24 protein-coding genes, 1 pseudogene and 1 riboswitch are annotated in these 26,267 nt (G+C 39.7%); of the genes and pseudogenes, 8 read left to right on the forward strand and 17 right to left on the reverse strand.

Translation table 11 applies throughout. The features are described 5' to 3' along the window. The first annotated feature begins 319 nt into the window (after positions 1-319). A complete protein-coding gene (locus AC5JMF_RS09140; RefSeq protein WP_495795391.1) occupies positions 320-532 on the forward strand; it encodes a high light inducible protein in 213 nt (70 codons plus the stop codon). 30 nt (positions 533-562) lie between these two features. After that, positions 563-775, forward strand: a complete 213-nt coding sequence (locus AC5JMF_RS09145; RefSeq protein ID WP_495795392.1) for a high light inducible protein — start codon at positions 563-565, stop codon at positions 773-775. A 220-nt stretch (positions 776-995) separates the two neighbouring features. On the opposite strand, the gene AC5JMF_RS09150 is transcribed toward AC5JMF_RS09145, so the two are convergent. The 8 genes and pseudogenes from AC5JMF_RS09150 to AC5JMF_RS09185 all read right to left on the reverse strand — a co-directional run. Beyond that, positions 996-2,120: a sensor histidine kinase gene (locus AC5JMF_RS09150; RefSeq protein ID WP_495795393.1), complete on the reverse strand. Its 1,125-nt coding sequence runs from the start codon at positions 2,118-2,120 to the stop codon at positions 996-998. Positions 2,121-2,243: 123 nt separating this feature from the next. Further along, entirely contained in the window at positions 2,244-2,741 is a 498-nt protein-coding gene (locus AC5JMF_RS09155; RefSeq protein WP_495795394.1) for a Rab family GTPase, read from the reverse strand. Positions 2,742-2,755: 14 nt separating this feature from the next. Then, positions 2,756-4,549, reverse strand: coding sequence for an OmpA family protein (locus AC5JMF_RS09160; protein ID WP_495795395.1), 1,794 nt, complete (start codon positions 4,547-4,549; stop codon positions 2,756-2,758). A gap of 211 nt (positions 4,550-4,760) precedes the next feature. Further along, positions 4,761-5,369 (reverse strand): hypothetical protein, encoded by a 609-nt coding sequence (locus tag AC5JMF_RS09165; protein WP_495795396.1) that lies wholly within the window; start codon positions 5,367-5,369, stop codon positions 4,761-4,763. 185 nt (positions 5,370-5,554) lie between these two features. Then, the gene (locus AC5JMF_RS09170) at positions 5,555-6,892 is read right to left on the reverse strand and encodes an ArsB/NhaD family transporter (RefSeq protein ID WP_495795397.1); all 1,338 of its coding nucleotides are present in this window, start codon (positions 6,890-6,892) and stop codon (positions 5,555-5,557) included. Positions 6,893-7,479: 587 nt separating this feature from the next. Then, positions 7,480-8,097, reverse strand: coding sequence for a universal stress protein (locus AC5JMF_RS09175; RefSeq protein ID WP_495795413.1), 618 nt, complete (start codon positions 8,095-8,097; stop codon positions 7,480-7,482). Positions 8,098-8,284: 187 nt separating this feature from the next. Then, positions 8,285-8,420: riboswitch (cyclic di-AMP (ydaO/yuaA leader) on the reverse strand. A gap of 18 nt (positions 8,421-8,438) precedes the next feature. After that, positions 8,439-9,233, reverse strand: a complete 795-nt coding sequence (locus tag AC5JMF_RS09180) for an ABC transporter ATP-binding protein (protein ID WP_495795414.1) — start codon at positions 9,231-9,233, stop codon at positions 8,439-8,441. Between the two features lie 122 nt (positions 9,234-9,355). Further along, positions 9,356-9,623, reverse strand: a pseudogene (locus AC5JMF_RS09185) (hypothetical protein); the annotation flags it as partial. Positions 9,624-9,944: 321 nt separating this feature from the next. On the opposite strand from AC5JMF_RS09185, the gene AC5JMF_RS09190 reads away from it, so the two are divergent. Continuing rightward, complete coding sequence (locus tag AC5JMF_RS09190) at positions 9,945-11,138, forward strand: sensor histidine kinase (RefSeq protein WP_495795398.1); 1,194 nt, start codon at positions 9,945-9,947, stop codon at positions 11,136-11,138. 66 nt (positions 11,139-11,204) lie between these two features. On the opposite strand, the gene AC5JMF_RS09195 is transcribed toward AC5JMF_RS09190, so the two are convergent. After that, positions 11,205-12,515 carry an aminopeptidase P N-terminal domain-containing protein gene (locus AC5JMF_RS09195; protein WP_495795399.1) on the reverse strand — a complete coding sequence of 437 codons (1,311 nt, stop codon included), beginning with the start codon at positions 12,513-12,515 and terminating at the stop codon, positions 11,205-11,207. Between the two features lie 506 nt (positions 12,516-13,021). On the opposite strand from AC5JMF_RS09195, the gene AC5JMF_RS09200 reads away from it, so the two are divergent. Then, positions 13,022-14,269 (forward strand): FG-GAP repeat domain-containing protein, encoded by a 1,248-nt coding sequence (locus tag AC5JMF_RS09200; RefSeq protein ID WP_495795400.1) that lies wholly within the window; start codon positions 13,022-13,024, stop codon positions 14,267-14,269. A gap of 209 nt (positions 14,270-14,478) precedes the next feature. Here the strand turns inward: AC5JMF_RS09200 and AC5JMF_RS09205 are convergent, their stop codons facing one another. The 7 genes from AC5JMF_RS09205 to AC5JMF_RS09235 all read right to left on the reverse strand — a co-directional run bounded on the left by AC5JMF_RS09205 (position 14,479) and on the right by AC5JMF_RS09235 (position 19,931). After that, on the reverse strand, positions 14,479-15,246 hold the full coding sequence (locus AC5JMF_RS09205) for an MBL fold metallo-hydrolase (RefSeq protein ID WP_495795401.1): 768 nt from the start codon (positions 15,244-15,246) through the stop codon (positions 14,479-14,481). Positions 15,247-15,249: 3 nt separating this feature from the next. Further along, complete coding sequence (locus tag AC5JMF_RS09210; RefSeq protein WP_495795402.1) at positions 15,250-15,849, reverse strand: anthranilate synthase component II; 600 nt, start codon at positions 15,847-15,849, stop codon at positions 15,250-15,252. A gap of 132 nt (positions 15,850-15,981) precedes the next feature. Next, complete coding sequence (locus tag AC5JMF_RS09215) at positions 15,982-16,437, reverse strand: diacylglycerol kinase family protein (RefSeq protein ID WP_495795403.1); 456 nt, start codon at positions 16,435-16,437, stop codon at positions 15,982-15,984. 151 nt (positions 16,438-16,588) lie between these two features. Beyond that, complete coding sequence (gene ybeY / locus AC5JMF_RS09220; RefSeq protein WP_495795404.1) at positions 16,589-17,122, reverse strand: rRNA maturation RNase YbeY; 534 nt, start codon at positions 17,120-17,122, stop codon at positions 16,589-16,591. 129 nt (positions 17,123-17,251) lie between these two features. Continuing rightward, positions 17,252-17,407: a DUF3285 domain-containing protein gene (locus AC5JMF_RS09225; RefSeq protein WP_495795405.1), complete on the reverse strand. Its 156-nt coding sequence runs from the start codon at positions 17,405-17,407 to the stop codon at positions 17,252-17,254. A 140-nt stretch (positions 17,408-17,547) separates the two neighbouring features. Continuing rightward, positions 17,548-18,667, reverse strand: a protein-coding gene (gene prfB / locus AC5JMF_RS09230; protein WP_495795406.1) for a peptide chain release factor 2 whose coding sequence is annotated in 2 segments (ribosomal slippage) — positions 17,548-18,594 and positions 18,596-18,667 — 1,119 coding nt in all. Because the reading frame shifts where the segments join, the coding sequence is not laid out codon by codon here. 535 nt (positions 18,668-19,202) lie between these two features. Beyond that, on the reverse strand, positions 19,203-19,931 hold the full coding sequence (locus tag AC5JMF_RS09235) for a Bax inhibitor-1/YccA family protein (RefSeq protein ID WP_495795407.1): 729 nt from the start codon (positions 19,929-19,931) through the stop codon (positions 19,203-19,205). A gap of 706 nt (positions 19,932-20,637) precedes the next feature. On the opposite strand from AC5JMF_RS09235, the gene AC5JMF_RS09240 reads away from it, so the two are divergent. Beyond that, the gene (locus tag AC5JMF_RS09240; protein WP_495795408.1) at positions 20,638-21,423 is read left to right on the forward strand and encodes an RNA polymerase sigma factor SigF; all 786 of its coding nucleotides are present in this window, start codon (positions 20,638-20,640) and stop codon (positions 21,421-21,423) included. Between the two features lie 16 nt (positions 21,424-21,439). Here the strand turns inward: AC5JMF_RS09240 and bchD are convergent, their stop codons facing one another. Continuing rightward, the gene (bchD, locus tag AC5JMF_RS09245; protein ID WP_495795409.1) at positions 21,440-23,464 is read right to left on the reverse strand and encodes a magnesium chelatase ATPase subunit D; all 2,025 of its coding nucleotides are present in this window, start codon (positions 23,462-23,464) and stop codon (positions 21,440-21,442) included. Between the two features lie 655 nt (positions 23,465-24,119). Here bchD and AC5JMF_RS09250 point away from each other — a divergent pair. The 3 genes from AC5JMF_RS09250 to AC5JMF_RS09260 all read left to right on the forward strand — a co-directional run bounded on the left by AC5JMF_RS09250 (position 24,120) and on the right by AC5JMF_RS09260 (position 26,239). Beyond that, positions 24,120-24,974, forward strand: coding sequence for an NYN domain-containing protein (locus tag AC5JMF_RS09250; RefSeq protein ID WP_495795410.1), 855 nt, complete (start codon positions 24,120-24,122; stop codon positions 24,972-24,974). 89 nt (positions 24,975-25,063) lie between these two features. Beyond that, positions 25,064-25,747: a ribonuclease III gene (gene rnc / locus AC5JMF_RS09255; protein WP_495795411.1), complete on the forward strand. Its 684-nt coding sequence runs from the start codon at positions 25,064-25,066 to the stop codon at positions 25,745-25,747. A 315-nt stretch (positions 25,748-26,062) separates the two neighbouring features. Next, on the forward strand, positions 26,063-26,239 hold the full coding sequence (locus AC5JMF_RS09260; RefSeq protein WP_495795415.1) for a hypothetical protein: 177 nt from the start codon (positions 26,063-26,065) through the stop codon (positions 26,237-26,239). Positions 26,240-26,267 lie beyond the last annotated feature (28 nt).

Consider the following 26,267-nt stretch of genomic DNA (forward strand, 5'->3'; position numbering starts at 1 on the left):
TGCTCCAACGAAAGATAGAACTTTTGCAAACAATTGGTGGAATTTTGCTGAGATTGACACGCGTTGTCAAATCAGAGAGCAAAGATAGTCTAACTGTTGTGTGGAGTTTTTAATCGCTTAGTAATAACAATTTATTTTGCTTCAATAGTATTTCAGCTAATCTCGCTTTACATTTATTTATAATTATTTTTTTGTCACCATCTTAAGGTGGATTTGTCTGTTGCAAAAAGTGTTTAGAGTTTGTACCCACAGACGGAAAGCATCTTAGTTACTAATAGCTACATTAAAGTTAGCAAACAAATTATTTAGGGTAAGAAAAATGGAAACTCGTGAAACTCGTCCTTCCACTGATTTACCAACAGTTGCTAACGCTTATAACGGCATAGATCGTAATGCCTTTATCTTCGGTCTTAATCCTCAAGCAGAACTTTGGAACGGTCGCTTAGCTGCTATTGGATTTCTTGCCTATTTACTATGGGATTTAGCTGGTTTTAGCGTCCTACGTGATGTACTTCACTTGATTGGTTACTAGATTCAAAAGTTAAAAATTTGGAGAGAAAAAATGGAAACTCGAGAAACTCGTTCCTCTACAGATTTACCACCAGTCGCTAACGCTTATAACGGCGTAGATCGTAATGCATTTTTGTTTGGGTGGACTCCCCAAGCAGAACTTTGGAATGGTCGCTTAGCTGCTATTGGATTTCTTGCCTATTTACTATGGGATTTAGCTGGTTTTAGCGTCCTACGTGATGTGCTGCATATCATCAGATATTAATTTTTAGTAGTGCTGAATTGTCGGTATTGAGTGTGAATTTCTACTCATTACTTACAACTCAGTGCTACTTTAGTAAGTCGAAAAGAAACCATTAATTGAAAAATCAAAACTGGTAAGCTGTTCCACATATAACTTGCATAATTAGGGCGGGCAAGATGCCCACCCCACAAGAGTTTTATTTAATTTGATTATGTAATTTAGATGTTTTTTAGCTTAATTACTAGCTTCTTCTTAGTTCTGGTCTTAATAAACGAAACCAAAATCGAGAACCGCCTTCAGGTTTAGGTGAATAACCAATCTTACCTCCCCAGCGTTCGACTGTAATACGGCAGAAATACAGGCCAAGCCCTGATTTACCTGATTTATATTTTCCTTGAGAAAACTTATTAAATAAATTTTCTACCATCTCTGGCTGTATACCAACTCCCTGATCATCTACATTTACAAGAATAGATTCTAAATCTGATTGCAAGCTAATTATCACAGTAGAGTTTTGTGGACTATATCGCAAAGCGTTTTCTACTAAATTAAAAATGACTCGATTCAAACGCGATTGTTCGCCAACTACTTTCCAATCTGCATTTATATCAGTATTGTTAGCTAGCTGTAATCGTATATTGTTGAGTATAAAAGAAGGTTTTGAAAGTGTAATCACATCTTGAATAGAATTTAAAATATCTGGCGCTTTATCAATATCAAATGTAAAGCTTTCTAAAGATTGAATTTCTGCTGAAAATGCGTCTAAGATTTCTCCAATTAATATCTCTTGTTGGAGAGACTGCTTTTTACCAATTTCTAAACGTTCTTTTCCTTTAGGTGTTAAATTTTCAAACTCTAGTAGAGCAAAACAGCCATTCATACCACTTAATTGACCTGCCATATCATGAATAATACAATGGATTAATATATCTTTTTTTTGATTATCTTTTAACCATTGCTGATAAATTAGTTGATTTTCTCTAGCTTTTTGAATTATGTATTGCTTCTCATGATATTTCTCATCTAAAGTCTCAATTAATAAAAATTTTCTATTATTTACAGAAATTGCTACAGCTTCAAAGTGGTATTCTGTATTATTTATATCCTGATCAGTCCATATTCCTGAAGTGAGTTTAGAATCACTATTTCTCTGCCAAAATTCTTCGGCATCAATTAAAAAGTTTTCTAAAAAACTAAAGTTTTTTTGTGGGATTAATATCTCCATTCCTGTTGTAAATTTTTGAGAACAAAATTGTTCTACCCAATTTGGAACATTACCATCAATTTGAAATAAACCAAAATCTAGCCGTTCTAACACTAAAATATTCAAGGCTGAAAAAAGATCTGCTGTAATAGAATCACTCATGTCTTTTAAGGTTATTTATTAAAATAATAACATCTGTTTTGTGAGTAAGCATCATTCTGCATCTCTATGTATTAATTTAGAGTAAAAGTCAATAATAACTTAATAATGAATGAGAGTAATTATTTATTCTTCTAAGATTTTTTGGGCAAGATTTTGAAAAACTTCTTCTACCCCAAAACCATTTTTAGCACTGGTTTTCATTACCGTCCAACCTTTCTGTTCAATTTTACTAATTTGAGTAGTGTCTATTTCCCATTCATCTATTAAATCCGATTTATTTAGTATCAAAATAAAAGGAACTTGCCCAATCGATTCTTCTACTCGATTTTGTAAGCTGATAGCTTTTTCTAGTGTATTATTTCGAGTGCCATCCACTACTAATAAATAACCCGATGATCCCCGCAAGTAAGATATTCGTAACTTTTGAAACTCGTCCTCTCCGTAGAGATCCCAAAGGATAAAATTCAACTGCTTGTCTTGAATCTCTACTACTTTCTTATCAATTTTTACGCCTACTGTAGTATGATAGTTTTCGGAAAAAATACTGCTTACAAATCGTGTTACCAAACTTGTTTTACCTGCGGCAAATGCACCTACCATACAGATTTTTTTCTGTAGCATAAATTAAAACTGCTTTAATGTTGAGTATTGTCAATAAATACCTTGAAAGACACTCGGCGAGCAATTTTTATATTTGCTGGAGCCAATTTTGGCTGTAGAGATAGACTAGAACTAAGACCGATAATTTTGAATTTGCTTGTATTAATTCCTTGAGATTTTAAATAAGATAAGATTTTATTAGCACGAGCCAAGCTAAGTAACAGATTTTGTTGTGCTTCTCCATTTTCATTAGTGTGCCCCCTAATTTGAATATGCACATCTTTGCCCAATAATTTAGCCGTATTCAAGATTTTTTTGATTGTGAGAACTAAATCAGGTAGCTTATCAGATTCACTAGGTAAAAATTCTATTGTTCCTTCTAAGAAAAATATTAACTGTTGTTCAATTTGCTGTTTATATAACTTCAGTTCTCTTAGTTCGGTTTCTTCAAGATTTTTATCTTGAAATTGAGTTACTCCTGGAATAAAGCGCCATGATTTTTTGGCTTGGATAAGCCATTGATGAGGTGCATGTCCTGTGGCGTGAAGAATGCCACTACTATCAACTTGTAGTGATACAGTTTTTGGTGGTTGGAGTAATTCTTTAGCCCTTATAGTAATAAACTGTGGTTCTAATGAAACATAAGGTTTCCACTGACCAACAACCGTTTTAGGGTTGAGATTAGCCTGTTGAGTCAAAGTATTAGGATTTATTGCTAAAGGGTCACGCATTCCATAAATAAAATATTTTCCACTTTGGTGTTTGGTGTTAGTCACAATAATTCCTGGCTGGGAGTTAAGTTTTGTAAGATAAGCTGACCAGCGTAGTTGTTCTCTGATAGTGAAAAAGCCCCAGGTGCCGATCGCGATCGCGATCGCACCTAAAAAAGCCCATGCATAAGTATAATTTTTTTTAGGCGGAGATTTATACTGGATTGTCAAACAATCTTGCAAATAATGCTTGCTAGCCTCAAATGGCTGTGTCTCTCCTGTAAAATCTTTGATTTCTTGGCTTAGATGGAGATGAATTTTTTCAATTACATCTTGAAATAACAACTTTAATTCTTGGGGAGGCTTCCCTCGAATAATACCCGCTATTAGCGCATGTGGCCCTTCTTCAATCCAAATTGTTAACTCTCCAAATTGCAAACTTTGTAATACATCGGTTTTTTCTACTCCAAAAGAGTCTTGAACGAAATCTTGAATAGCCGTTAACATCGCTGAAACTAAAGCTGGGTCTTGAGTACCTACTTGAGTCGCTACATGATGTTGTAGTAGTAACCCAGTTTTCTTATGAATGAGAAATGCTTGTTCTACTCTGTAGACTAGTGTGCGTAACAGTATAATTTCAGCAAATGATTTTCCTGTGCGTTGAGCTTCTAATCTCCATTTAATACTTTCTGGTGATAAACTATGTTCCAAGGTTTGATTAAGTGATTGCATCATCTCATCTAGAGACGCAGAAATCGCCTTGCGGGCAGCGGGCCCAATGATTGGAAAAAACGCCTCAGATAGTACATTTTCGTCTTGTTTTACAGATGCTTGAATAGCTTCTTCCAGAGTCGATACTATTGCCTCACTCAGTTGTTTATCTTGCTTTGACCGCAAGATAACAGCTTCTGGAAGTAGACGACTGATATCTTCTGATTGAATTTGAGGGTTATCTAATCGTTCATAGAGTTTTTTGACTTTGCTCGGTTCCAGACCCAGAAGCAAGCTACGAAGTTCACTCAATTCACTATTATCAGAGGACAATTCTGAGATCTGGTTTTTATTTTTGATAGTTTTAGAAGATTTGTTTTCTATTTCATTCTGGGAATTATTATTCATGATGAAAATTCCCCAATTCATAATTAATATTCACTTACATTCTGCTGTCAAAATAGAAAAAGAAAGGAAAAGAAATTGATTCTACATTAAAAAATAAGGCCTTATTTTTTAATCTCAACGCAGTAAATTATCTGATATTTCAGCAAACAGTATTGTTGACAACAATTAAAAAATACTATTTCTGGACATCGAGTGTTTTCTAGCAATAGCACTAAAATTTAATATCAGAGTTTAATCGAATAGCTAGCTCAGAAAATAAGGCTGCTAGTTGAGAACGGTCGGTTTTATCTCTATGCAATTCTTGAGTTTCTCGTTCTAGTAAAGCTATAACTTCCTTATATTTTTGCTGGATGTCATCTTGCAAAGTTTTAGATTGGTTAAGAATCTGCTCGCGCAACTCCCGCTGACTACTACTAGTTTGTTCATCAAATTGAGTAAATTTATTTTCTAAGTTAGAAGAGAAATTTTTATATTCTTCTGCAAGTAGTTTTACCGCCACATCACGCTCTACTTGCTCTTTCTTCAACCGCTCAGTTACAGAATTAACTTCTTGTTTAATATAGTTTTCTATCACATCTAAACGTTTTCTTGTCTCATCGCGCACGTTAGTATATTCTTTAATTAGCTGTTCTTCTAAGCGCGTAAACCTTTTTTCGACCTCACGCATCTGATTGCCAATAAGAATATCTCTAACTTTATCCAAGTTATTAATTTCGTTAATATTAGAGTTACTAAAATTAGATTTATTTATATCTTGATCTATCCCTGCTTGTCCTCCTGGTTCTTGCCAATTATTGATGTATTCTTCAGCCGGGTTCATACATTTAATCCTTTTTAGGTAGAATGTGCGATCGCTCTTACATGTTGTTGTACCATATCTGGAGTGTAGATATTACTCTATTAGGTACATACTTTTGATACAAGAGACAATCTTACTCTTCTGCAAAAAATGAATATAAAATGCTATAATGTATAACATCAATCAAAAGCCATCTTCCTGCTAACTCAGAGCAAAAACCGAACCAATACATACAATGCTGAGGTTACAAGTTGCACTAACATTACTGGGATACCGTAGTGAAGAAAAGTTTTAAACGAGATACGGCGTCCGTGCTGCTCAGATATCCCAGCAGCTACGATGTTAGATGATGCTCCTACTAGTGTGCCATTGCCTCCTAAAGTTGCGCCAAACATCATAGCGTAAAACAGTGGTAATACTTCTGGAGGAAACTCTCCGGGAAAGTTGGGTGCGAGAACTTCTGCGGGTGCTAATCCAACATTGACAATGTACTGTTTAAGCAAGGGCACCATTGCCACCACTAAAGGAATATTGGGAACAACACTAGATAATATGCCTACAGTAAATAATAAAACCATCGAACCTAGTACAATATTTTTCCCCAATATAAATGCGAGTACTCCTGAGAGGCTTTTAATAATACCAGTCTTTTCTAGCCCTCCAATTAATACAAATATACTCATAAAAAAGATTAATGTACTCCAATCAACATCCCGCAAGATATTATTAACTGAATCAATGCGGCTATGGTGAGATAAAAGCAAAGCTAAAGTAGCTCCTAGTAAAGCTACAGCAGCAGGTGAGATTGGAATTGGTAGAGATTCTCCAATCACAAAAAATACTAATACAAAAACTACAATTACTGCTCCTAAAATTAAAACTCGCGGGTGATTAATTTGTGGGTGTGGTAATTCGTCGAGATTCTCTAACCTTGTACGCCAAATTTTGCGAAATAAAAATGGTAATATGAGAATAATTGTGGCAACTGCGATCGCTCCTCCTAAACTTAGTTTCCACAAATAATCTGTAAAGCTGATATTTATAGCATCACCAACAATAAAGGTTGCTGGGTCGCCAACTAATGTCAATAGTCCCGCACTGTTAGCCACCAACACCATTAAAATCAGTAAAGGGACAAAATTTATGCCGACTTCCTGCGCCATTGGTGGAATTAATGGTGCTAATAACATTACTGTTGTGGCATTTGGTAAGACTGCACAAATCGGGGTGACAATAGCAACAATACCCAGCAATAAACGCTTACCTTCTCCTTTAGCTATGAGTACGATTTGAGTTGCTAAATAATCAAATATTTTGGTAGGCTCAAATGCTCGTACCAATACCATAACTCCAAAAAATAAACCCAATGTTCCATGACTATTACCAATGTAACCAACAGCTTCCTGTAAAGTCATAACATTAGTAAAAACTAATATTAATGCTCCTAATAAAGCAGCGATAGTAAGATGCACCCATTCCGTCATGATGAGAATGATGACACTTACAAATACGATCATACTGAGAAATGCTTGCCAGTTTTCCATAAAAATCAAAGCGTGCTATACGTACAAACCAAATTATCCTTGCTCAAAGCGGTTTAAAACCCCAACTTGCAGGGGTCTAAATCCCCCTACCTAAATGTAATTGTGAATAGTTGCTGAGCATTGGCTGTTTCGACTTCGCTCAACAACCTACTGGCATAAGCTAATAATCATTCAAATTGCATCCCCGCGTCTCCGCGTCTTTCTGAGGCAAAGGATTATGCAAGTTAAAGGCAGATTAGCTTATCTAGCCTTAAATGTTGTAAAAAAATTGTAGGTTGGGTTAGATAATTACGAATTACGAATTATTTAACCCAACCTACGGCTATTACTACACGTGGCATCTCTGACAGGAAAAGTCAAAACCAGTCGAAGCATTGCGAATTGTTTAGGGAATTCCAGAAGATAAATTATCCAATTTTGAGAGTGAAGATAATTATTAGATTCTCCTTCCCCTGCTCCTCAAAGCGATGGGATATTTTTTTAGTTAGAAGCCCCTTAATGGCGGAGTAGCGAAAAAGTCACCTAATTAGTAGGTGACTTGTTTTTTATTTGAATTAAATAAAAAACGCTGCTATTTCAAACAGTAATTATTCATCAATACAATTGGGGATACCCAAGACAGCACAGGGAAAATTAGAACCTAGTGCTTGAATCATGGGATGATTGATAGATTTACAACCTAAAAACAAAATATCAGCGGTTTCTAATTCAACAACTTTTTTAAGTTCTGTACTAATACAGCCAAACCGCAGATGAGATTTAAAAGAACCTTGCCATTCTTCAGCTAAACTTCGTGCTTGCCAGAGAATTGTATCTGCTTGTTGAATAGGTGTAATGGATGTGTGCAGTTTTGGCTGAGTTAATACTAATGTCACAGATTTTGATATGTCGCTAACTGAACACTCTAATGTAGGTTGATTTATCGGCAAACTCAAGATATTTGGATACTGACTACTGCTACTTTCTTCTACTACATAAACGACTTGAACTGTGACTTGGGTATTAGTAGCTAAACGCGTTTGGTGAGCAATCCAAAAGGCAATATCTAAGGCTGTGTGGCTGTTGGGTGAAGCGTCATAGCCTACGATTAAGTTAGTTGATGGTCTTTGAGCTTTTTTAGGAAAAGATTTTTTTGGCTCTGGTACTAATACCATTTGCTCAATTAAGTCTTCTCGACCGATGGCGCTTTGCAAGCGAGCTAACATTGGCTTAATTTTCACAGCTTTTACTTCTCTCCAATGAAATGAATTACTAATGAGAAGCAGGGCAACCAATTTTAAATTTTGTCCTTTGTCATTCGTCTTTAGCTTTTTTGACCAATGACTAAGAATAAAATCTAAAGTTCGGTAGAGGAAACCCCAATAACAGCTGGTGACAGACAGCCAAATTTTTGGGGGTTCCTTCCATTGCCTACGGAGTTAGCTGACGGGCTAAGACTGGAAGGTGTCTCTCGGATGATTAGCCCCAAACATTGGTTCCTCCGCTCCAAATCTAGCTTTCATAAATTTGAATTAGGCTACCCACTAACAGAAGGTGATTATCTACTTTACTCGTCTTGAGTAAAATATCGATCTAAGAAATTAAGAGCATGGTTGCGGATTTCAAAATATTCTTTCGAGTTTCGCATCGCCGAGCGATCGCGCGGATGCTCAAAAGAAACTTTTATGATCTTCCCTATCGTAGCAGCTGGCCCATTGGTCATCAAGACGATGCGATCGGACATATAAATTGCCTCATCTACATCATGGGTAATCATCATAACTGCTTGACAATGATTTTCCCAAATATCCAAGACTTGCCGCTGCAATTTGCCCCTGGTTAGTGCATCTAGTGCCCCAAAAGGTTCATCCATTAATAGCATCTTTAGGCGAATTGTCAAAGCCCTGGCAATACCTACCCGCTGTTTCATACCTCCAGAAATTTCATCAGGATATTTGTCAGCTGCCGCCGTTAAGTTTACCATTGCCAAATGTTCGTTCACAATGCTAATTTTTTCAGCACGATTAGCATTTTTTAACACTTCATCTACGGCTAGACGAATATTTTCCTGCACGGTTAACCACGGTAGTAGCGAATAATTTTGAAAGATCATCATTCTCTCTGCTCCTGGTTTGCTAATTTCTTTGCCATCTAGCCTCACTGAGCCAGAAGTTGCTTTTTCTAAACCAGCGATAATCTTCAAAAGTGTTGATTTCCCACAAACTGAGTGACCAATTACAGAAATATACTCATCTTCATCAATCGTAAGATTCACATCATCTAAAACAACAAAATTATCTTTATCTAGTGTCGGATAAGACCTGACTAAATTTTCAATTTCTAAAAATCCAGTACGGGGCATAACTTTGCTGTATGTACTGATAGGTAATGAGGTATCTTTAATGATTAAATGCTCCTGAAATAATTTAGTCATAGATTCCTTAAAACCACAACATAGGTAGAAAGAAAAGTAACGATTCAGGTCTAATATTGGGGAAGCAAAGAAGGGCGAGACAGACAATTATTAGAGTCAGCAATTTAAAGATTGTGCAAAAAAAATCAATTACAGACCGACGTTGATGGCGACACGGCAGTCGCTTCAAGTCGGCAGAGCCTCCCAACGCGCTGCCTCAAGTCTGCACCCGTCAACAAATTAGCAGTGTGTTGAAACCGCTCCATCGAACGGGAACCACCACTCACATGAGCGTTTTGTGACAGCCAAGCGAAGCGAACGTTCGGCCTGATTGTTATCAGTAATTTTTAGTAATAACTAAAACTTATGATTTTAGTTATACTGTAGAGTAAAATCCTTGCACAGAGCGCTAAGTAGCGTGTAAAAATTCAGCATTAAAGCACTTAATCTACCTGATTAATCTTGAAAATAAAAGTAGCTTATTATACTTTTTTACCTGATTATAAATCGCTTTATTTAGTGGACATTACTGATAATAGGTAAAATCTAAGTCTTTTGGTAGGTGAATCTAAACATTTTTTTTGGTAAAGAGTCGCTGCACTCGTTAAACTAGTCTCATCTAGAACTTTACTTATCTATTTTTTGGCTGCATTTAACATAATGGATTTTAGTCAATCACTGGCTGAAAAAACTAACATCATCCTAGACAAATGGGTGGTTGCGGTTCGTAAAGATATGCGGATTGAAAGCGCTGATGAACTATCTTATACAGCGATACGAGATCACATCCCTGATGTATTGAAAGCAATGATCACAGTGCTTTCCAAATCTGAAGATAATGATATTCAATCAATAGTTGTGGCCAGTTTTCAGCATGGGGCAATTCGAGCAGAACAAGGTTTTGATCCAGCAGAAATTGCTAGGGAATATCATTTACTAAGAACAGTAATTTTTGATACTATACAAGCAGATTTATTAAAAGGCACATCAAGTGAAGTAATTCGCTCCATGCGTTTGATTGATGCTGTCATTGATGAAGCGATCGCTCGTTGTTTTAAGAGTTATGTTGAGGAGCGTTTACGAGAACTACAGCAGCTACAATCATCGTTAGCGCTACACAATGAAGAACTGACTCGTTTAATAAACGCTAACCAAGAATATCTTTCGCAACTAGCACACGACTTAAAACATCCTCTCACTTCAATTATCGGTTACTCGGATCTGTTTTTGCGCCAACAGCGACGAAAAACTGGAACAAATAACCCCTCCATCAATAATGTAGAACATATTGAGCGTGTATTACGCAACGGCAGACAATTACTCCGCTTGATCAATGATGTACTAGAACTATCAAGGTATGAAGCAGGACAAATCAAACTTCATCCAGCGCTGACTGATGTGCCTGAAATAGTGATAAATGTGTGTGAAATGTTAGAACCTTTAACTGTTGATAAAAAATTACAAATCACCATTGATTGTGAACGCGCCCCCAAAGAAGTATTTACAGATGGCTTTCAATTGCAACAGATTATTACAAATCTTATCAGTAATGCCATTCGCTACACAGAGTCAGGAAATATTAATATAGAGTGTCAAGTGCTGGATGAAAAAAAGTGGGCGATCGCAGTTATTGACACAGGAATTGGTATTGCGCCAGAAGACCAAACTCAAATATTTGAACCTTACTTCCGTATTCGTTCGGGTAAAAAATCTTTCCTTCCCGACAGTACTGGGTTGGGGTTAGCAATAGTTTTACGGTTAGTAAAACTTTTACAAGGTGAAATTAATGTAGTTTCTCAATTGGGGGTTGGTTCGACTTTCACAGTGACTTTACCCTTAAAATTAGAAAATTAATTTTGACGCTAAGATGAAACCCACTCAAGATGCTTTCGGACTGCGAAAATAAGCGATCGCTTATTTTCACCGTTCCATTTCATCTACTGCTTTAGGAACCCCAGCAGTTAACACCTCATGTCCATTAGGTGTCACTAATACATCATCCTCAATCCGAATACCAATACCAATCCAGCGAGGGTGTGTTTGTGGCTGATCTTCTGCCAGTTTAGTATCTGGCACAATATAAAGTCCTGGTTCCACTGTTAAAACTTGACCTGGTTGCAAAATCTGCGGTTTATCTTCACCATGTTGATAAACACCCGCATCATGAACATCCAAACCTAACCAATGACTAGTGCGGTGCATGTAATATGGCTTGTATTTTTCTTCCTCAATTAACTTGTCAATTTCACCTTTGAGGATGCCAAGTTCGACTAAGCCTTCAGTCAGGACGCGCACCGCTGTATCATGGATTGACTTATGAGGATTGCCTGGTTGCACTTGAGCTATGGCTTGTTTTTGTGCCTCCAAAACAATCTCATATAAAATTTTTTGTTCTGGCGTAAACTTCCCCCCTACCGGAAATGTCCGAGTAATATCGGAGTTGTAATAATCGTAAGCACATCCAGCGTCAATTAACAGCAACTCTTGCTCTTGCATCTGTCGCACATTCTCTATATAGTGCAGTACACAAGCATTCGCACCAGACGCCACAATTGTCGGATAAGCTGGCCCCATCCCACCACGCAAGCGGAAAATCCGTTCCATCTCTGCCTGAATCTCGTACTCATAACGTCCAGGTGCAGTGATTTCCATCGCGTGATTATGTGCCTCAATGGCGATCGCAGCTGCTTGACGCATTAGTTCCATCTCAGCTTGACTTTTTAGCAGCCTCATGCTGTAAAGGATGGTGCTAGTATCTTCAATGGCGATCGGCCCTGTACCACGTTTAGGATAAGTTTGCAGCAACCGTTGATAATGACTCAAAATTGTGTCATTGAAAGCGCGATCGCGTCCGAAGCGATAGTAAATGCGATCGGCTTTTTCTAAATACTGCGGCAACTTTTCATCTAATTCGCTGATGGGGTAAGCTTCATCTGCACCATAAAGTTCCTTAGCTGCATCTACCCCGCAACGATAACCAGTCCAAACTTCCTTTTCCCGATCTTTAGGTTGAACAAATAGCACAAATCGATGTTCTGCGTGATGTGGCGCTAATACTGCTACCGCTTGCGATTCATTAAAGCCTGTGAGGTAAAAAAAATCGCTGTCTTGACGGTAATTATACTCGACATCGTTGTGCATGACTGCCATTGGCGCACTGCGAAAAATACCAGTACCAGTCCCAATTTTCGCCATTAATTGCTCGCGCCGCTGCCGATATTCTGCTTGCATAGCTGAATCTACTTGTAATTTATTGTGTTATTTGACACTTTCAAACTACAAAGGCTGTAGAGATTACACCTTAGTAGTAGTTATTTTAACCAATATATAGCATTGTTAAAGAGGTAACAGGAACAGCCTTTAGCAGGGTGCGTGATGGACGTTAGCACCCGTCAGAGCGCTTGGTGATCACACACCCTAAGAAACTACGAAACCGAAACTTAGTCGCTGCACAGCTACCAAAGAATAATTTTTAAATGTCAAAAAATAAATATAAATAGCCAAACTTTATCTATAAAACCTGACATACATAAACTACAAATTTTATTTTTTAATTGTTTGTATAGCACTTGAAAAATTAACAAAAATCATCTAAAACATTATTTACAAAAGCTGACATTTAACAAAAAATAGAGTTTATAAAGAAAATATAAAACCCAAGCAAATGTTATTTATTGACAGAAATAGATAATCAATAAAAGTTAAAAAGGTATGACCACCACTCATAAAAACACATCATGTTTGGCAGTAAAAATACCTCAAACTTATCTTTGAATACATCAAAATGGGCATCCGAATCTTTTCAAAAATCGCAAATATTAACATCATCAGTTGATAGCTTAGACCCATTGGGTTCTGTTTCTACTTTTAGTAGTAAAAGTTCTGCGTCTACACTGTATGAACCGCTGACTAATTCTTTAGATGCAGCAGCCAATCCTAATCCTAATCCTTACTTAACTAGTGCTGCGATCGTTCCTGATTTTAATGGTGATGGTAAAACAGATAAACTTTGGGTCAATTCTCAAACCGGTGAGATTGTGGTTCGTTTGATGGATGGTGCAACCATTATTCAACAGGGTTCGTTGGGTCAATATGATGTATCTGCTTGGACTTACAAAACTGCCGACTTTAATAGCGATCAAAAAACTGACTTCTTATTGCGTAATCAAACAACAGGTGAGAATGTCATCGTATTGATGGATGGCACTAACGTTGCTAATGCAGTTTCTTTAGAGAAAGTTGATGCAGGTTGGACACCAAGCATTGGCGATTTCAACGGCGATCGCAAAACTGATATCTTCTGGCATAATGCTCAAACCGGCCAAAATGCGATTTGGGAAGTTGATGGTACAACAGTTACCAATGGCACCGTTCTAGACAACACAGATACAGCATTGACTCCTACTGTTGTTGATTTCGACGGCAATGGCAAGAGTGACATCTTCTGGCGTAATCAATCAACTGGTGAAAACAAAGTTTGGTTCATGGACGGTTCACAAAAGAGTGAGTTTGCCCTCCAATCCCAAGATGCGGCCTGGACTTATACCCTGGGCGATTTTAACGGTGATTTAAGTACTGATATCCTGTGGCGCAATCAAACAACAGGTGAAAACAAAATTTGGACAGTGAATGGCATTATCGTTAGTGAAGGTACTTTAAATACACTTGATGCCTCTTGGAAATCGAGCATTGGCGACTTCAACGGCGACGGCAAAACTGACGTCTTCTGGCACAATGAGACCACAGGCGAAAACACCGCTTGGTTGATGGATGGTACAACAGTTGCCAGTGAAGCTTTCCTCTCAAGCAATAGCGCCGCCTTAAAACCATCCCTTGGCGATTTCAACGGCGATGGCAAGACAGACATCTACTGGCGTGATCAGCAAACAGGTGCAGATAGCATTTGGGTGATGGATGGTACACAAGCAACTGAAACCCCCATCAGCGAAGCAGATAGACTTACTTCTGAGTGGTATACAGCTTAACTACGGATGAGGGAGTGGGGAGTAGGGAGTAGGGAGTGGGGAAGAGGACGCGGGGACACGGTGAGACAGCGAGTAAAGGAGGGTTTCCCTCCGCAGGCGACTGCGTTAGCGAGCTTGCGAGCGTCACCCGAAGGGGGACGCGGAGACACGGGGACGTAGGCACAAAGAGAAAATTTCTCCCTCATCCCCCTCATCCCCCTCATGTCTTTCTAAAACTTGTAACTCAAAACCTGAATCGTCCCATTCTCTGGCAACTTCCCAGGACTCAAGGCAATAGTATCTCCATTACTACGGCGTACTGTTACACCTTGCATCAAGTTGAGAAAATCATCCAGAGGTGTAATCTCACAGGTAGCTTCATCAGCCGCTTGTGTCCGATAATGCGTGGGAACTATCAACTTAGGATTTAACACCTCGATAGCCTGCTTTGCTTCTTGAGCATTGTAGGCTTTTGCACTGCCTCCCACAGGGATAAATAACACATCGGGACGCCCCATGAGGATTTTTTGCTCGATGGAAATCGGTGCCGCAGCACCCCCTAAATGGAGGATGTTAATTCCGCCTTGTTTCCAACTCCAAGCAGTATTTGAGCCAAATTGCTTACCACCTTTGCGATCGTGGTCTATGGCAACTCCTTGGAATTTAATACCTTGGAACTCGTAAACTCCAGGCTCATATATTAGCTTAGGATTTCCTGGTAGTCCATCTACCGCTCCTTCATCCAGCAATTGACTGCTAATTAGTACCAAATTTGCTGCCACTTTCGGGGGACGATACTTAGCAGTACAACCGACCGCTCGAAATGGATTGACAATTATTTTCGTACCACTACCAGTGAATAGAAAGCAAGTATGACCCAACCACTGAACTGATAAACCGCTAGATTGGGCATCAGCTTGCAGGTTTGAACCTAAGGTAGTTGCTAAAGTTGTTACTAACCCCGCCCCAGCATAGCCCATCAACTGTCGTCGTTTCATTAATTACTCTCTCGACTGTAATTGTTCCAGAAAGTTTCGCAATAACTGTTTTCCTGAAGATGTCAGAACACTCTCTGGATGAAACTGGACGCCTTGAATGTGAGGATAGTTCCGGTGTCGTACTCCCATAATGGTGCCATCTTCAACCCAAGCTGTGATTTCTAAGACCTCAGGACAGGTTTCGCGATCAATCACCAAACTATGATACCTGGTAGCGGTTAAGGGATTTTCTAATCCTTGAAAAACCCCTACCCCTGTGTGAGAAACTTGAGAAGTTTTACCATGCATCAACTCTGGAGCGGACACGATCTTACCACCGAATACTTGACCAATGCTTTGATGTCCCAAGCAAACACCTAGAATTGGTAAGTTTGGCCCTAGCTGTTCGATTAATTTTAAGGAAACTCCTGCATCTTCTGGGCGACCAGGGCCAGGGGAGATAACTACGACATCTGGCTGGAAAGCGCGAATTTCATCTATGGAGATTTTGTCGTTACGAAAAACTTTAATATCAGCTGCAACTGGGAACTCTAGCGCTAACTCTCCCAGGTATTGCACCAAATTATATGTAAAACTATCGTAATTATCAATGACTATAATCACAGGCGATCGCTCCTGATTTCTGCCACTTAATGTGTGCTTTTAGTAATAGGTAATTGGTTTATACATACTACCAATTACCATTACTGACCTTGATATATGTTTTTCTCAAAATAGGATCTAATTATCCCACGTTTATAAAGCTGACATAATTAACACCATTAAAGGAGGCAATAGCAGTACAGCAGCTACCAGCACAGCTACAAAAGCTGAGATCAGCACAGCACCAGCAGCACAGTCTTTAGCAATTTTTGCCAATTCATGGTAAGTCTGCTTAACTGTTAAATCTACAAGAGATTCGATCGCTGTATTCAGTAACTCTAATGCCAAAACTAAACCACTAGTTATACCAATTATTGCTATTTCCACTGCTTGCAGATGTAAAAAAACGCTCATTGCGATCGCCAAAGCGCAAACACTGACATGAATGCGAAAGTTGCGTTGTGTTTGAAAACTATAGCTAATTCCAGCCCAGGCGTACTTAAAGCTCACTAATAAATTAGAAGCCACCTGCCAGGAGAATTCTCGGTCTTTGGTCACTAGCGTTTGTAAGGTATTGGGTGTTGGTGGTGGAGAAATTTTTTGGGACATAGGCTTAAAAATACAAAGAAGAAAGAGTTAGAGTGGGATTTTTCACTAATTTTAATAGAGTGATAAGATTTGAGGTAATTTTAGGCAATTTTTACAGATATATTATAAAAGTATCACCCAAGATTAACACTTGCGAACATACTAATCACAGCTATTCTATGTCAATAGCAATACCGATTGCATTCAGCAATATCACTTGCTGTTTTAGCATTCTTCCTAAACTTTCTTCATCAGGATGATCCCAGCCCAACAAATGTAGCAACCCGTGAGCAGCTAACCAAGCTAGCTCAGTTGATAAGCTATGTCCCTGTTGTTGAGCTTGACGATTAGCAGTATCTAAAGACACAATAATATCACCTAAAGATAAAGGCATAGAAGCAAGCATTTCTTCACTTTGGGGAAAGTCTACCTCCAAAGCGGCAAAAGCTAAAACGTCTGTAGGCTTATTTTGGTGACGATACTGGGCGTTAAGTGTTTGAATTTGTGAGTCATTTGTCAATCGCAGCCCTATTTCGTAACTTGGTGCTGACGGCAAATCAAAGCGAAGTATTTCCAACCAGCAATTAAACCAGTTTTCCCAGATTGCAGCAGAAATTGGGAAATGAGTCTCGCCAATACTCACAAATGCTATTGGAGATAGCTCGTTAAAATCATCCTCCACATATAATTCAACTTTTGGGGGCACTTAATCTCCTGGCATATTTAGGTGAAAAAGGGAATGGGGAATTGGGAACTTGTACTGAGCAAAGTCATACTCTGCGGGATCTTGCTACGCGTAGTGTCTCCCTTATGCCCAATCCCCAGCTACTACTCATTAGCGAGTCAGGTAAGCAAGACCCACAAGCAGCGCTAAAAGCCCAATAGTAGTTAGTGCAAAATGTTTTAAAGATGTCCCGCCCTTTCGCACCATGTTTCGCATAGCGAGTTTTACGTAGCTAGGTTGAGGTTCGCCTGAAGGAGAGTTACTCATAACTTCATCAGTGTATTGATCGCAGACTATTTATATATAAATCTAACAGTTGACCGATATAGAGGTGCGATCGCTTTGTAGGCACTGTTACCAAAAATAGAGACGCGACATAGCACGTCTCTACTAACCTGCAATTAAAGTTACGCAGGATTTTCTACAAGTTGGTTTTCCTGACGCAAATAGGCTTGAATGAATGCATCCAACTCGCCATTCATCACATCAGTAATAGCAGTGGTTTCTATCTCTGTCCGTAAATCCTTTACCATTTGGTAAGGGTGAAACACATAATTACGGATTTGGTTGCCCCAGGAAGCCTCTACCATATCACCGCGAATTTGGGCAATTTCTTGGGCACGTTGTTCTCTGGCAATCACCAACAACTTGGCTTTAAGACGAGCGAGGGCTTTCTCTTTATTTTGTAGCTGAGAACGTTCCTCTGTACAACGCACAGCAATACCCGTGGGAATATGAACAATCCGCACCGCTGTTTCTACCTTGTTGACGTTTTGCCCACCTTTACCACCAGACCGCGAAGTCGTTATTTCCAAATCCTTCTCTGGAATTTCTAGCTGCACAGAACTATCTATCTGTGGCATCACTTCCACCCCAGCAAAACTGGTCTGCCGCTTGCCATTAGCATTGAAGGGTGAAATCCGCACTAAGCGATGCGTACCTGTTTCTGAGCGCAAATAACCATAGGCATAGCGACCAGTAATTTCCAGGGTTGCTGACTTAATTCCTGCTTCATCTCCTTCCGACTCTTCAGTTAGATGCACCTTATAACCGTGGGTTTCTGCCCAACGGGTGTACATCCGCAGCAACATAAACGCCCAATCTTGGGCATCTGTACCACCAGCACCAGCATTAATCGTCAGTACTGCCCCTTCATGATCGTAGAGGCCAGAGAGCAACTGTTGTAATTCCCACTGATCGAGATCACGATTGAGCTTAGTAATGGTAGATTCCGCTTCTTGCAGTAGCGCTTCGTCGGTTTCTAACTCCAACAGATCAACGACTGCTTTAGTATCTTCCAGATTAGCTTGCCACTGATCATACTGCTGAACATGTGCTTTAAGTTCGTTGAGTTCTTGCAGCGTTTGCTGGGCTTGAGCTTGGTCATTCCAAAATTCGGGTTGAGCTGATATTTGTTCTAAATCTTGAATTTTGGCAGTCAGTGCAGGTAGGTCAAAGATAGTCCTGGGTTTTACCCAGGCGGCCAGACAACGTTTCGATTTCGCGTTTGAGTTCTAAGACTTCCATAGTACTTGCTCAGTATGATAGATAGAGCGCTTTTAAATTTGAGACAGCTCTTATTCTATTTGTATTTTTGATTTTAATTACGAATTACGAATTATTTAACTGTAGTTGGGCAAATTCTAGGAACGTAGTAATGCTACGTCCATACAAAATTCATAATTCCTCTTGCAAAAGTCCTTCTTTGCGTTCTCTTCTCTGCGTCTCTGTCTTGAAAAGTTTCCTACGGAGGGAAACCCTCCTTCTCCTGACGGAGACGCTACGCGAACAGAACTTTTCGCTGCGCCTCTGCGTGTTAGCGAAGCGGGGCGTAGCCCAACAAAAAAATATTTATGCAAGAGGTCTATTCAATGCTGCAACCCTAAAAAAACCGTGGCTACTGATGCATAACCACGGTTGAATTCTATAACTCTGATATTTTCTTTCTCACAAAACTTTCGTGAGTAGGGCTAACAACAAAGCATAATGAAAATTTCCTTTCCCCACTCCCTACTCTTGGTTACTGAGCAAAGTCGAAGTGCCACTCCCTACTCCCTAATTATCAATCACGCCCATTGAGAGCAATCAGTAACCGCAAAATAAAAACGAATAGGTTGATGTAAGTGAGATACATCGATAAGGCTGCGGGTAAATACTGGTCGTTGCGGTAAGTGCGCGGCAAGATGTAGAAATCAACGACTGAAGCCCCAACAAACAAAAATACCCCTAAGCCGGAGATGGCGATTTCTAACCAATTTGGCGTAAAAACACCAAACAAAGCAAAAATGAATTGAGCAAGGCACACAACCACCAAGGCAATGATGCCGAGATTGATGGTTTTGCTTAAAGCCATGCCATCCTGTTCAGAGAGATTAGAACCAATTTGACGGGCAGCAATAAAGGTGATGCCACAACCAAGGGCCGCCAAACCAATGCCTTGAATGCCAACACCTTGGCTTCTCAAAGCAACATTTACTAAGCCACTGAGAGTATATCCAGACAGGAGACTATAAGTTGCCAGTAAGGGCAGTGCCAGACCATTGTTACCCTTTTGGGCAACATTTTGGGCAACGAAGAATAAAATTAACTGGAGAATTATCGCACCAATGAAAGTGGGAAAGAACAGTCCAGGGTTAGTACGGAGAACTCCCAAACCACCATAGGTTCCCAAGGCTGTTAGCACCAATCCACCACCGACGTAAGGTAGGGCGTTGGCGATTACGTTTGGCCCAATCAGGGCTTGAGTTCTAGCCTCACGGATAGCTTCACGAAAGTTACTGGTATTGCTCATATGGAAAAATTGGTTTCTAGGGAAACATACTGCTTATTTCTATTTTGACCAATATTTTCATTTGAGGTGAGAAACCCAACAAAGGTGTGGTAGGAAAAGAAGTTAAGTAGATAAAAAATATATACTGTGCAACTAGATTTTTTGCAAAAGCACTTTTTGACTCTTGTATGTAAAGAATAGACTTCTTGCAAAAGTCCTAATTACAGTTTCTTTCTTTGCGCGGCAGTTGCTACAAGTCGGGGAGCCCGATGACACTTGCTACAACGGGGCGGCATGTTTAGGGGGAAGTTTCCCCCTAAAAGCTACCTTGGAAACCCCCGCAACGCACTGCCTTGCCTTTGCGTGTTAGCGTTCGCGAAGCGTCTCGCACAGAAGCGGGGCGTAGCCCGGTAAAAAAAGATTTATGCAAGAGGTCTAATGAAATCAAGAGAGAAATTATCTCTATCTCATGCTTTCTTCATTAGCACTTGATTTTGCACCAAATTTTATAACTCTTCTATTGTTTTTGAAAAATCACAATGAGTAGCAACGGATAAACGCGTAAAATCATGCGTACAAATACTGAATTCTAGAGTCAGGCCCCCGATAAGTTCAGTGGAACAACGATGGCTTATTCAAACTCAGCTGAGGAAAATAATGACAGCTTAAAAGAAGATATACGCAACTCCAATTCCTCCAGAGAAGGAGTTAGAACAAAGGAATTTATATGGCAACTAGTGAGTCCTCTTTGCGAACTGAAGGTATAGAATTATTACACTTATACCACCAGAATCCCTCTATTAGACTTCGTAATCGACTTGTACAGTTACATACTGGTTTAGTGCGGAAGATGGCTCATAAATTTAGCCATCAATGTAATGAACCTTATGAAGATTTAGAACAAATTGGCTATTTTGGTTTAATTAGGGCAATTGAGCGTTTTGACCCCAGCCAAGGATACGCTTTTAGTTCCTTTGCTGTGCCATACATTCGAGGTGAGATGCTGCATTTTTTACGCGATCGCAGTACTCTATTAAAAATTCCTCGTCGCTGGCAAGAACTATATAATGAAGGGCAAAAAGTTCGCAAAGAATTGGCTATTTCTCTAGGTCGTCCTCCCAAAGATACTGAAATTGCCAAAGAACTTAAAGTATCTCTGCAAGAATGGCAAGAAACCAAATTAGCAGCTCAAAACCGGATGCCTTTGAGCCTAGATGCCACTGCTGTTAACAATGTTGATTGCCAAATCACCTTGGGTGAAGCACTTCCTTGTCCCCGTTCTACTAGTCTTCAGCAACAAGACGAAGAACGGCAACAACTCCAAGGGGCAATCAACATGTTAGAAGAAAAACCCCGGATGGCAGTTGAAATGGTTTTTTTGAAAGAACTTTCTCGCAAGGATGCCGCCAAAAATATTGGTACTAGTCCGATGACTGTAACACGGTATCTGCAAAAAGGAATTCAGGATTTAATTTGCTACTTACAACCGCAAGCAGTAGCTACAGGGTCTTAATTTTGTGCCCCTCATCTCAACGAGATTTTAAATCAGCGATCGCACCTTTGGTCATAGCCGCAATGGCTTGATCTGTGGCTTTTGGCAAGTGATAATACTTGCCTGCTGCTGTTTGGGCTAATTCTTTAGCAAAGCCAGTAGAAACGAATTTGCTCTCCGTATCAATCATTAACAGTTGCAATCCTAAACCACGGATTCTCGCTGCAATTTCTAACAATTCCGTTTTAATGTCTGGTTTTTCCCCAGGTTCTAACTGTTCACCCAACGAACGCGCTAAAGGAATATTACCACGCCCATCAGTGATTGCAACGATCACAACTTGCCCAATATCGCCACTCATTTGGGCATTTAAGCCGACGCGCACGGCTTGTGTTAAACCATGGGCTAGGGGCGAACCTCCACCACATGGCAACCTTTCCAAACGATTACGTGCCAAGGCAATAGAACGCGTTGGTGGTAATAATACCTCTGCTTGTTCTCCCCGGAAGGGGATTAAAGCTACTTGGTCACGGTTTTGATAAGCTTCGGTTAAAAGTTGCATGACTGCACCTTTAGCCGACTGCATCCGGTTGAGGGCCATTGAGCCAGAAGCGTCAACGACAAAAACTACTAACGCCCCAGCTTTACGTACCAGACGTTTAGAGCGAATATCACCAGGCTCAACAATTACTTTTTTACCGGGCTGTCTGGCTCTCCGTGCTTTTTGATACGGGGCTGCGGCTCTGAGTGTGGCATCTACGGCAATACGTCGCACCTTTCCCTTGGGCAGCATCGGCTTAATATAGCGTCCCCGGTCTTCAGATAAGATGAGACTGCGACTGCCAGATTTACCCCGGCGTTTTGCCATTTGTGCAAAATAAAGCACACTATCATCAAGGATGACTCCTTCGGGGTCAAAGATGAACTCTTCAGGAATACTAGGGGGTTCTTGCTGTTGATTTTCTTCCTGTTCTTCCTGTTCTTCTTGTTCTTCTTGTTCTGGTTTATCTGGGGGTTCTTCTTCTTGATTTTGCGGTGGGGGTGGGGGTGGTGGGGGTGGTTGTTCAGGTGGTGGTGTCTGCACAATTGTGGCGCGTGGAACAATCACCAATTCTACGGCATGGCGCAAATCTTCAGCATTAACTGCTGTTCGTCCTTCTAAAGCCGCAGCCGCCTTGGCAACCCGCACAGCAAACAACTCAGCGCGATGTCCCTGCACACCACCACGAATGGCTTCATTCACAAGATAAGTAATTTGTTCGTGGGTAATGCAGACATCTTTAAGCCATTCCCGTGCCAAAATAATTTGAGTTTTGAGGGCGTCTAAGTCTTCGCTGTACTGCTGGAGAAATTCTTGGGGAGATTGGGAATAGGCGATCGCCACCTCAACTGCGTGTACTCTTTGATCTAGTCCGAGTACACCGTCAGCAGATAGAGCGATCGCAATTCTATCTAATAAATGCTCTCTTAAGGCTCCTTCTTCAGGGTTATAGGTGGCGATAAACAGCGACTTGCAAGGATGTTGAAAACTAATCCCTTCCCGCTCAATTTGGTTGCGTCCTTCAGATAATACTGTCAGTAGCTGGTTACTAATTTGATCATCTAATAGATTGATTTCATCCACATATAAGACACCTCGGTTAGCGGTAGCGAGTAACCCCGGTTGAAATACAGTGTCACCTTGTTTTACCGACTGTTCCACATCCACCGAACCTAGAAGTCGGTCTTCTGTGACACCTAGCGGAATTTGGATGAAGGGCGCAGGGATAATTTCAGTAGAGATATTATCTATAGTCTGTGTAGATAATAAGTCATCCCATTCTTCAGGGTGGTTAGGGTCACAGTTGCTAATCGAGCCTTTGACAACTTCAATAGGTGGAAGTAAGGCGTGGATAGCACGTGCCATTACAGATTTTGCCGTACCGCGACGACCTGCGATCGCCACTCCCCCCAATCCTGGATCAACTGCTGCTAACAGCAAAGCTAACTTAATTGCTTCTTGACCGACTACAGCTGTCAGCGGAAAAGCAGTAAAAGTGGGGTTGAGAGTAGGCGCGGGCATGGTTTGATAATTATGTAGTCTTGGCTCTTAGCATACCAATTTCTGGCACATTTAAAATAACGGAGCAATTCATATCAATTCTCTATAAACTTGCACTTCTTTCCTCTTGGCACAACAGTTGGTACAACCGAGGGAAACCCTCCTTTACTCGCTGCTTGCAACGCACTGCCTCATCTTGGCGGTTCATTTAAATAAATATTAAGTACGTGGTTACTTAAATAAACGAATTGTTTTACCTATTTTTACTAATTTAAATCTGGATTTAAGTAAAGTATTTACACCAAAGCCAAATTTTTAAAGCTTATGTAAACAAATATTGACGTGCTTTTAATACCATGCCAATCTGTGTATAGACAGCAAAATAACCGCACTCTCAAGCGCAGGTTTTTGATCTTGTCTCAGCGGCAGAATTCTTATTTTCCTACTGATGCTTCGTGTCATCCCTTCGGCTGAAGATTTAGCACTGTATCAGGTTAACTGATTCAACTAAATTTGCAATAGCAAGATGAGATAGTTGAATGAATCTTCAGAGGAGAAGATGACAAGAAACTTGGTAGGAAGCTAGGAATTCTACGGCTGAGACATGAATCAAACAAAAGTGATAGTGAAAAGCTTGGCATAGGGATTTTGAAGCATCAATTCCTAGTACAAGCCGATGCTATTGCTAGATGTGCAATTTGATGCTGTCCAGTTAACAAAACTAAAATCTGGGTACATTACAATGGAAACAAATTATTCAGCATCAAACGGACAAACCAGTCAAAAGCAACTCAATGTTTATATCTATTGCGATTTGCAAAATGTACCTTTAAGTCAAGATTTAGCAAAATCTCTACTAATTTTTGTGAAATCAAAAGGGAAGATTATTAGTAAGAAAATCTACCATAACTCACTATATCAAAATCATTTGGCTGCAAAAGATGAGTTGCAAGAAATTGGCTATGAATATCGAGATGTTACCTGCACTTTAAAAAATAGTGCAGACAATCAATTAAAATCTGACTTGATTGACGATGTTTCTAAACATTATTTTCCCAACATAGTTATCCTAATTTCAGGAGACGGAGATTTTATTAGCACTGTTAAACTTTTGCAAACTAAGGATATCAAAGTTATCATCTTTGCCCAAAAAGGTAATGTAAAAAAAGATTTGAAAGGTCTGGCTAATGAATTTCATTTTATAGACGATTTACCTAAGTTAGTTAACCATATTAATCAAACTCAAGCCACTTCTATTAAGTCTAAAATTAATTACAATGAGGCTATAAAATACTTGATTGAAGCTATCGAAACTGCTTTAACTCAAGGTAAGCAAACAGGTTTTAGCCGTATTGATAAATTGATGCGTGAGCGTTGCACTCGATATCAAGGATGTTCTTCTATTGCCACATCCAATGGTCAGAAATTTAAAAATTTCAGTCAGTTTGTTGATGCTGCTGTTAAAGATGGTAAGGTCAGAAAACAAAATCAGGAATTGTTTTTACCTGAAATAAATAGACTAGCTGCTTAAAAAGCATAGCTTCTAAAAACTAGTCGAATAAAACAAGTATTTGTACACTTTTCCAACAGTCAATTTCTGCAACAAGACAAAAGATAATAATGCATAAACTTTTAATATTTCAGGATGAGAAACTCCTACGTCGGGCGCTGACTCACCGTTCTTATGTTCATGAAAATCCAGGAGAAGGCGAACACAATGAACGTTTAGAATTTCTCGGTGATGCTGTACTCAATTTCTTAAGTGGTGAATATCTTTATCGTCTTCATCCAGAAATAGGGGAAGATGAACTCACTCGGCGGCGTTCGGCGCTAGTTGACGAAAAGCAATTGGCCAAGTTCGCTATTGAGGTTGGTTTGGACTTGAGAATGCGTTTAGGCAAAGGTGCTATTTTGGACGGAGGCTACCAAAACCCTAATTTACTCAGCAGCACTTTTGAAGCTGTGATTGGTGCTTACTATCTAGACAATAGTTCAGATATTGAAGCAGTTCGTGTTGTTGTTAAACCACTATTTAAGTCTGTACCTCAGAAAATTGTAGAGTCTCGCTCTAATGTAGATTCAAAAAATCGCTTTCAGGAATGGGTACACCGCAATGTTACTCCAAATCCTCCCAAATATGTCACTGTTCAAGCAGGCGGTTTGTCTCACGTGCCAGTTTTCACCGCTAAAGTATTTGTGGGTGAACAAGAATATGGTGAAGGTAAAGGACGTAATAAAAAAGATGCTGAGAAAGCTGCTGCTGAAGATGCACTAGTTAAGTTGAAACAGCAAAGTTTGTTGTAGTAGATTGTTTGAGCTAATTTAGTGCATTAGATTTAATAGGCGTAAGTTGGGTTTCACTTCGTTCAACCCAACACTGATAAGCTAATAATCATTCAAATTGCATCCCCGCGTCCCCGCGTCTTTCTGAGGCAAAGGATTATGCAAGTTAAAGGCAGATTAGCTTATCCATATTGGGTTTCGCTCCTCAACCCAACCTACAGAATTTATTGCATTATTTTAGCTGAAATAGTCCAGTAGTGAGTCAAATGTCATACCTTAATTGCCAGTGATGAAAACCAAGCAATCAAGTTTTGGGATATTCGCACAGGGCACTGTATTAGAACCTTTCAGGGATATAGTAGTGGTGTTTGGGCGATCGCCGTTTCTCCACCCCCTGATAATTCTCATGGACAAATCCTAGCTAGTGGTCATGAAGACCAAACAGTTAAACTCTATAGAAGTCCTAGACCTTATGAAGGGATGAATATTACAAAAACAGGGAGTAGGGAGTAGGGAGTAGGGAGTAGGGATACAAAAACAT

It is taken from the genome of Desmonostoc vinosum, assembly GCF_059505385.1.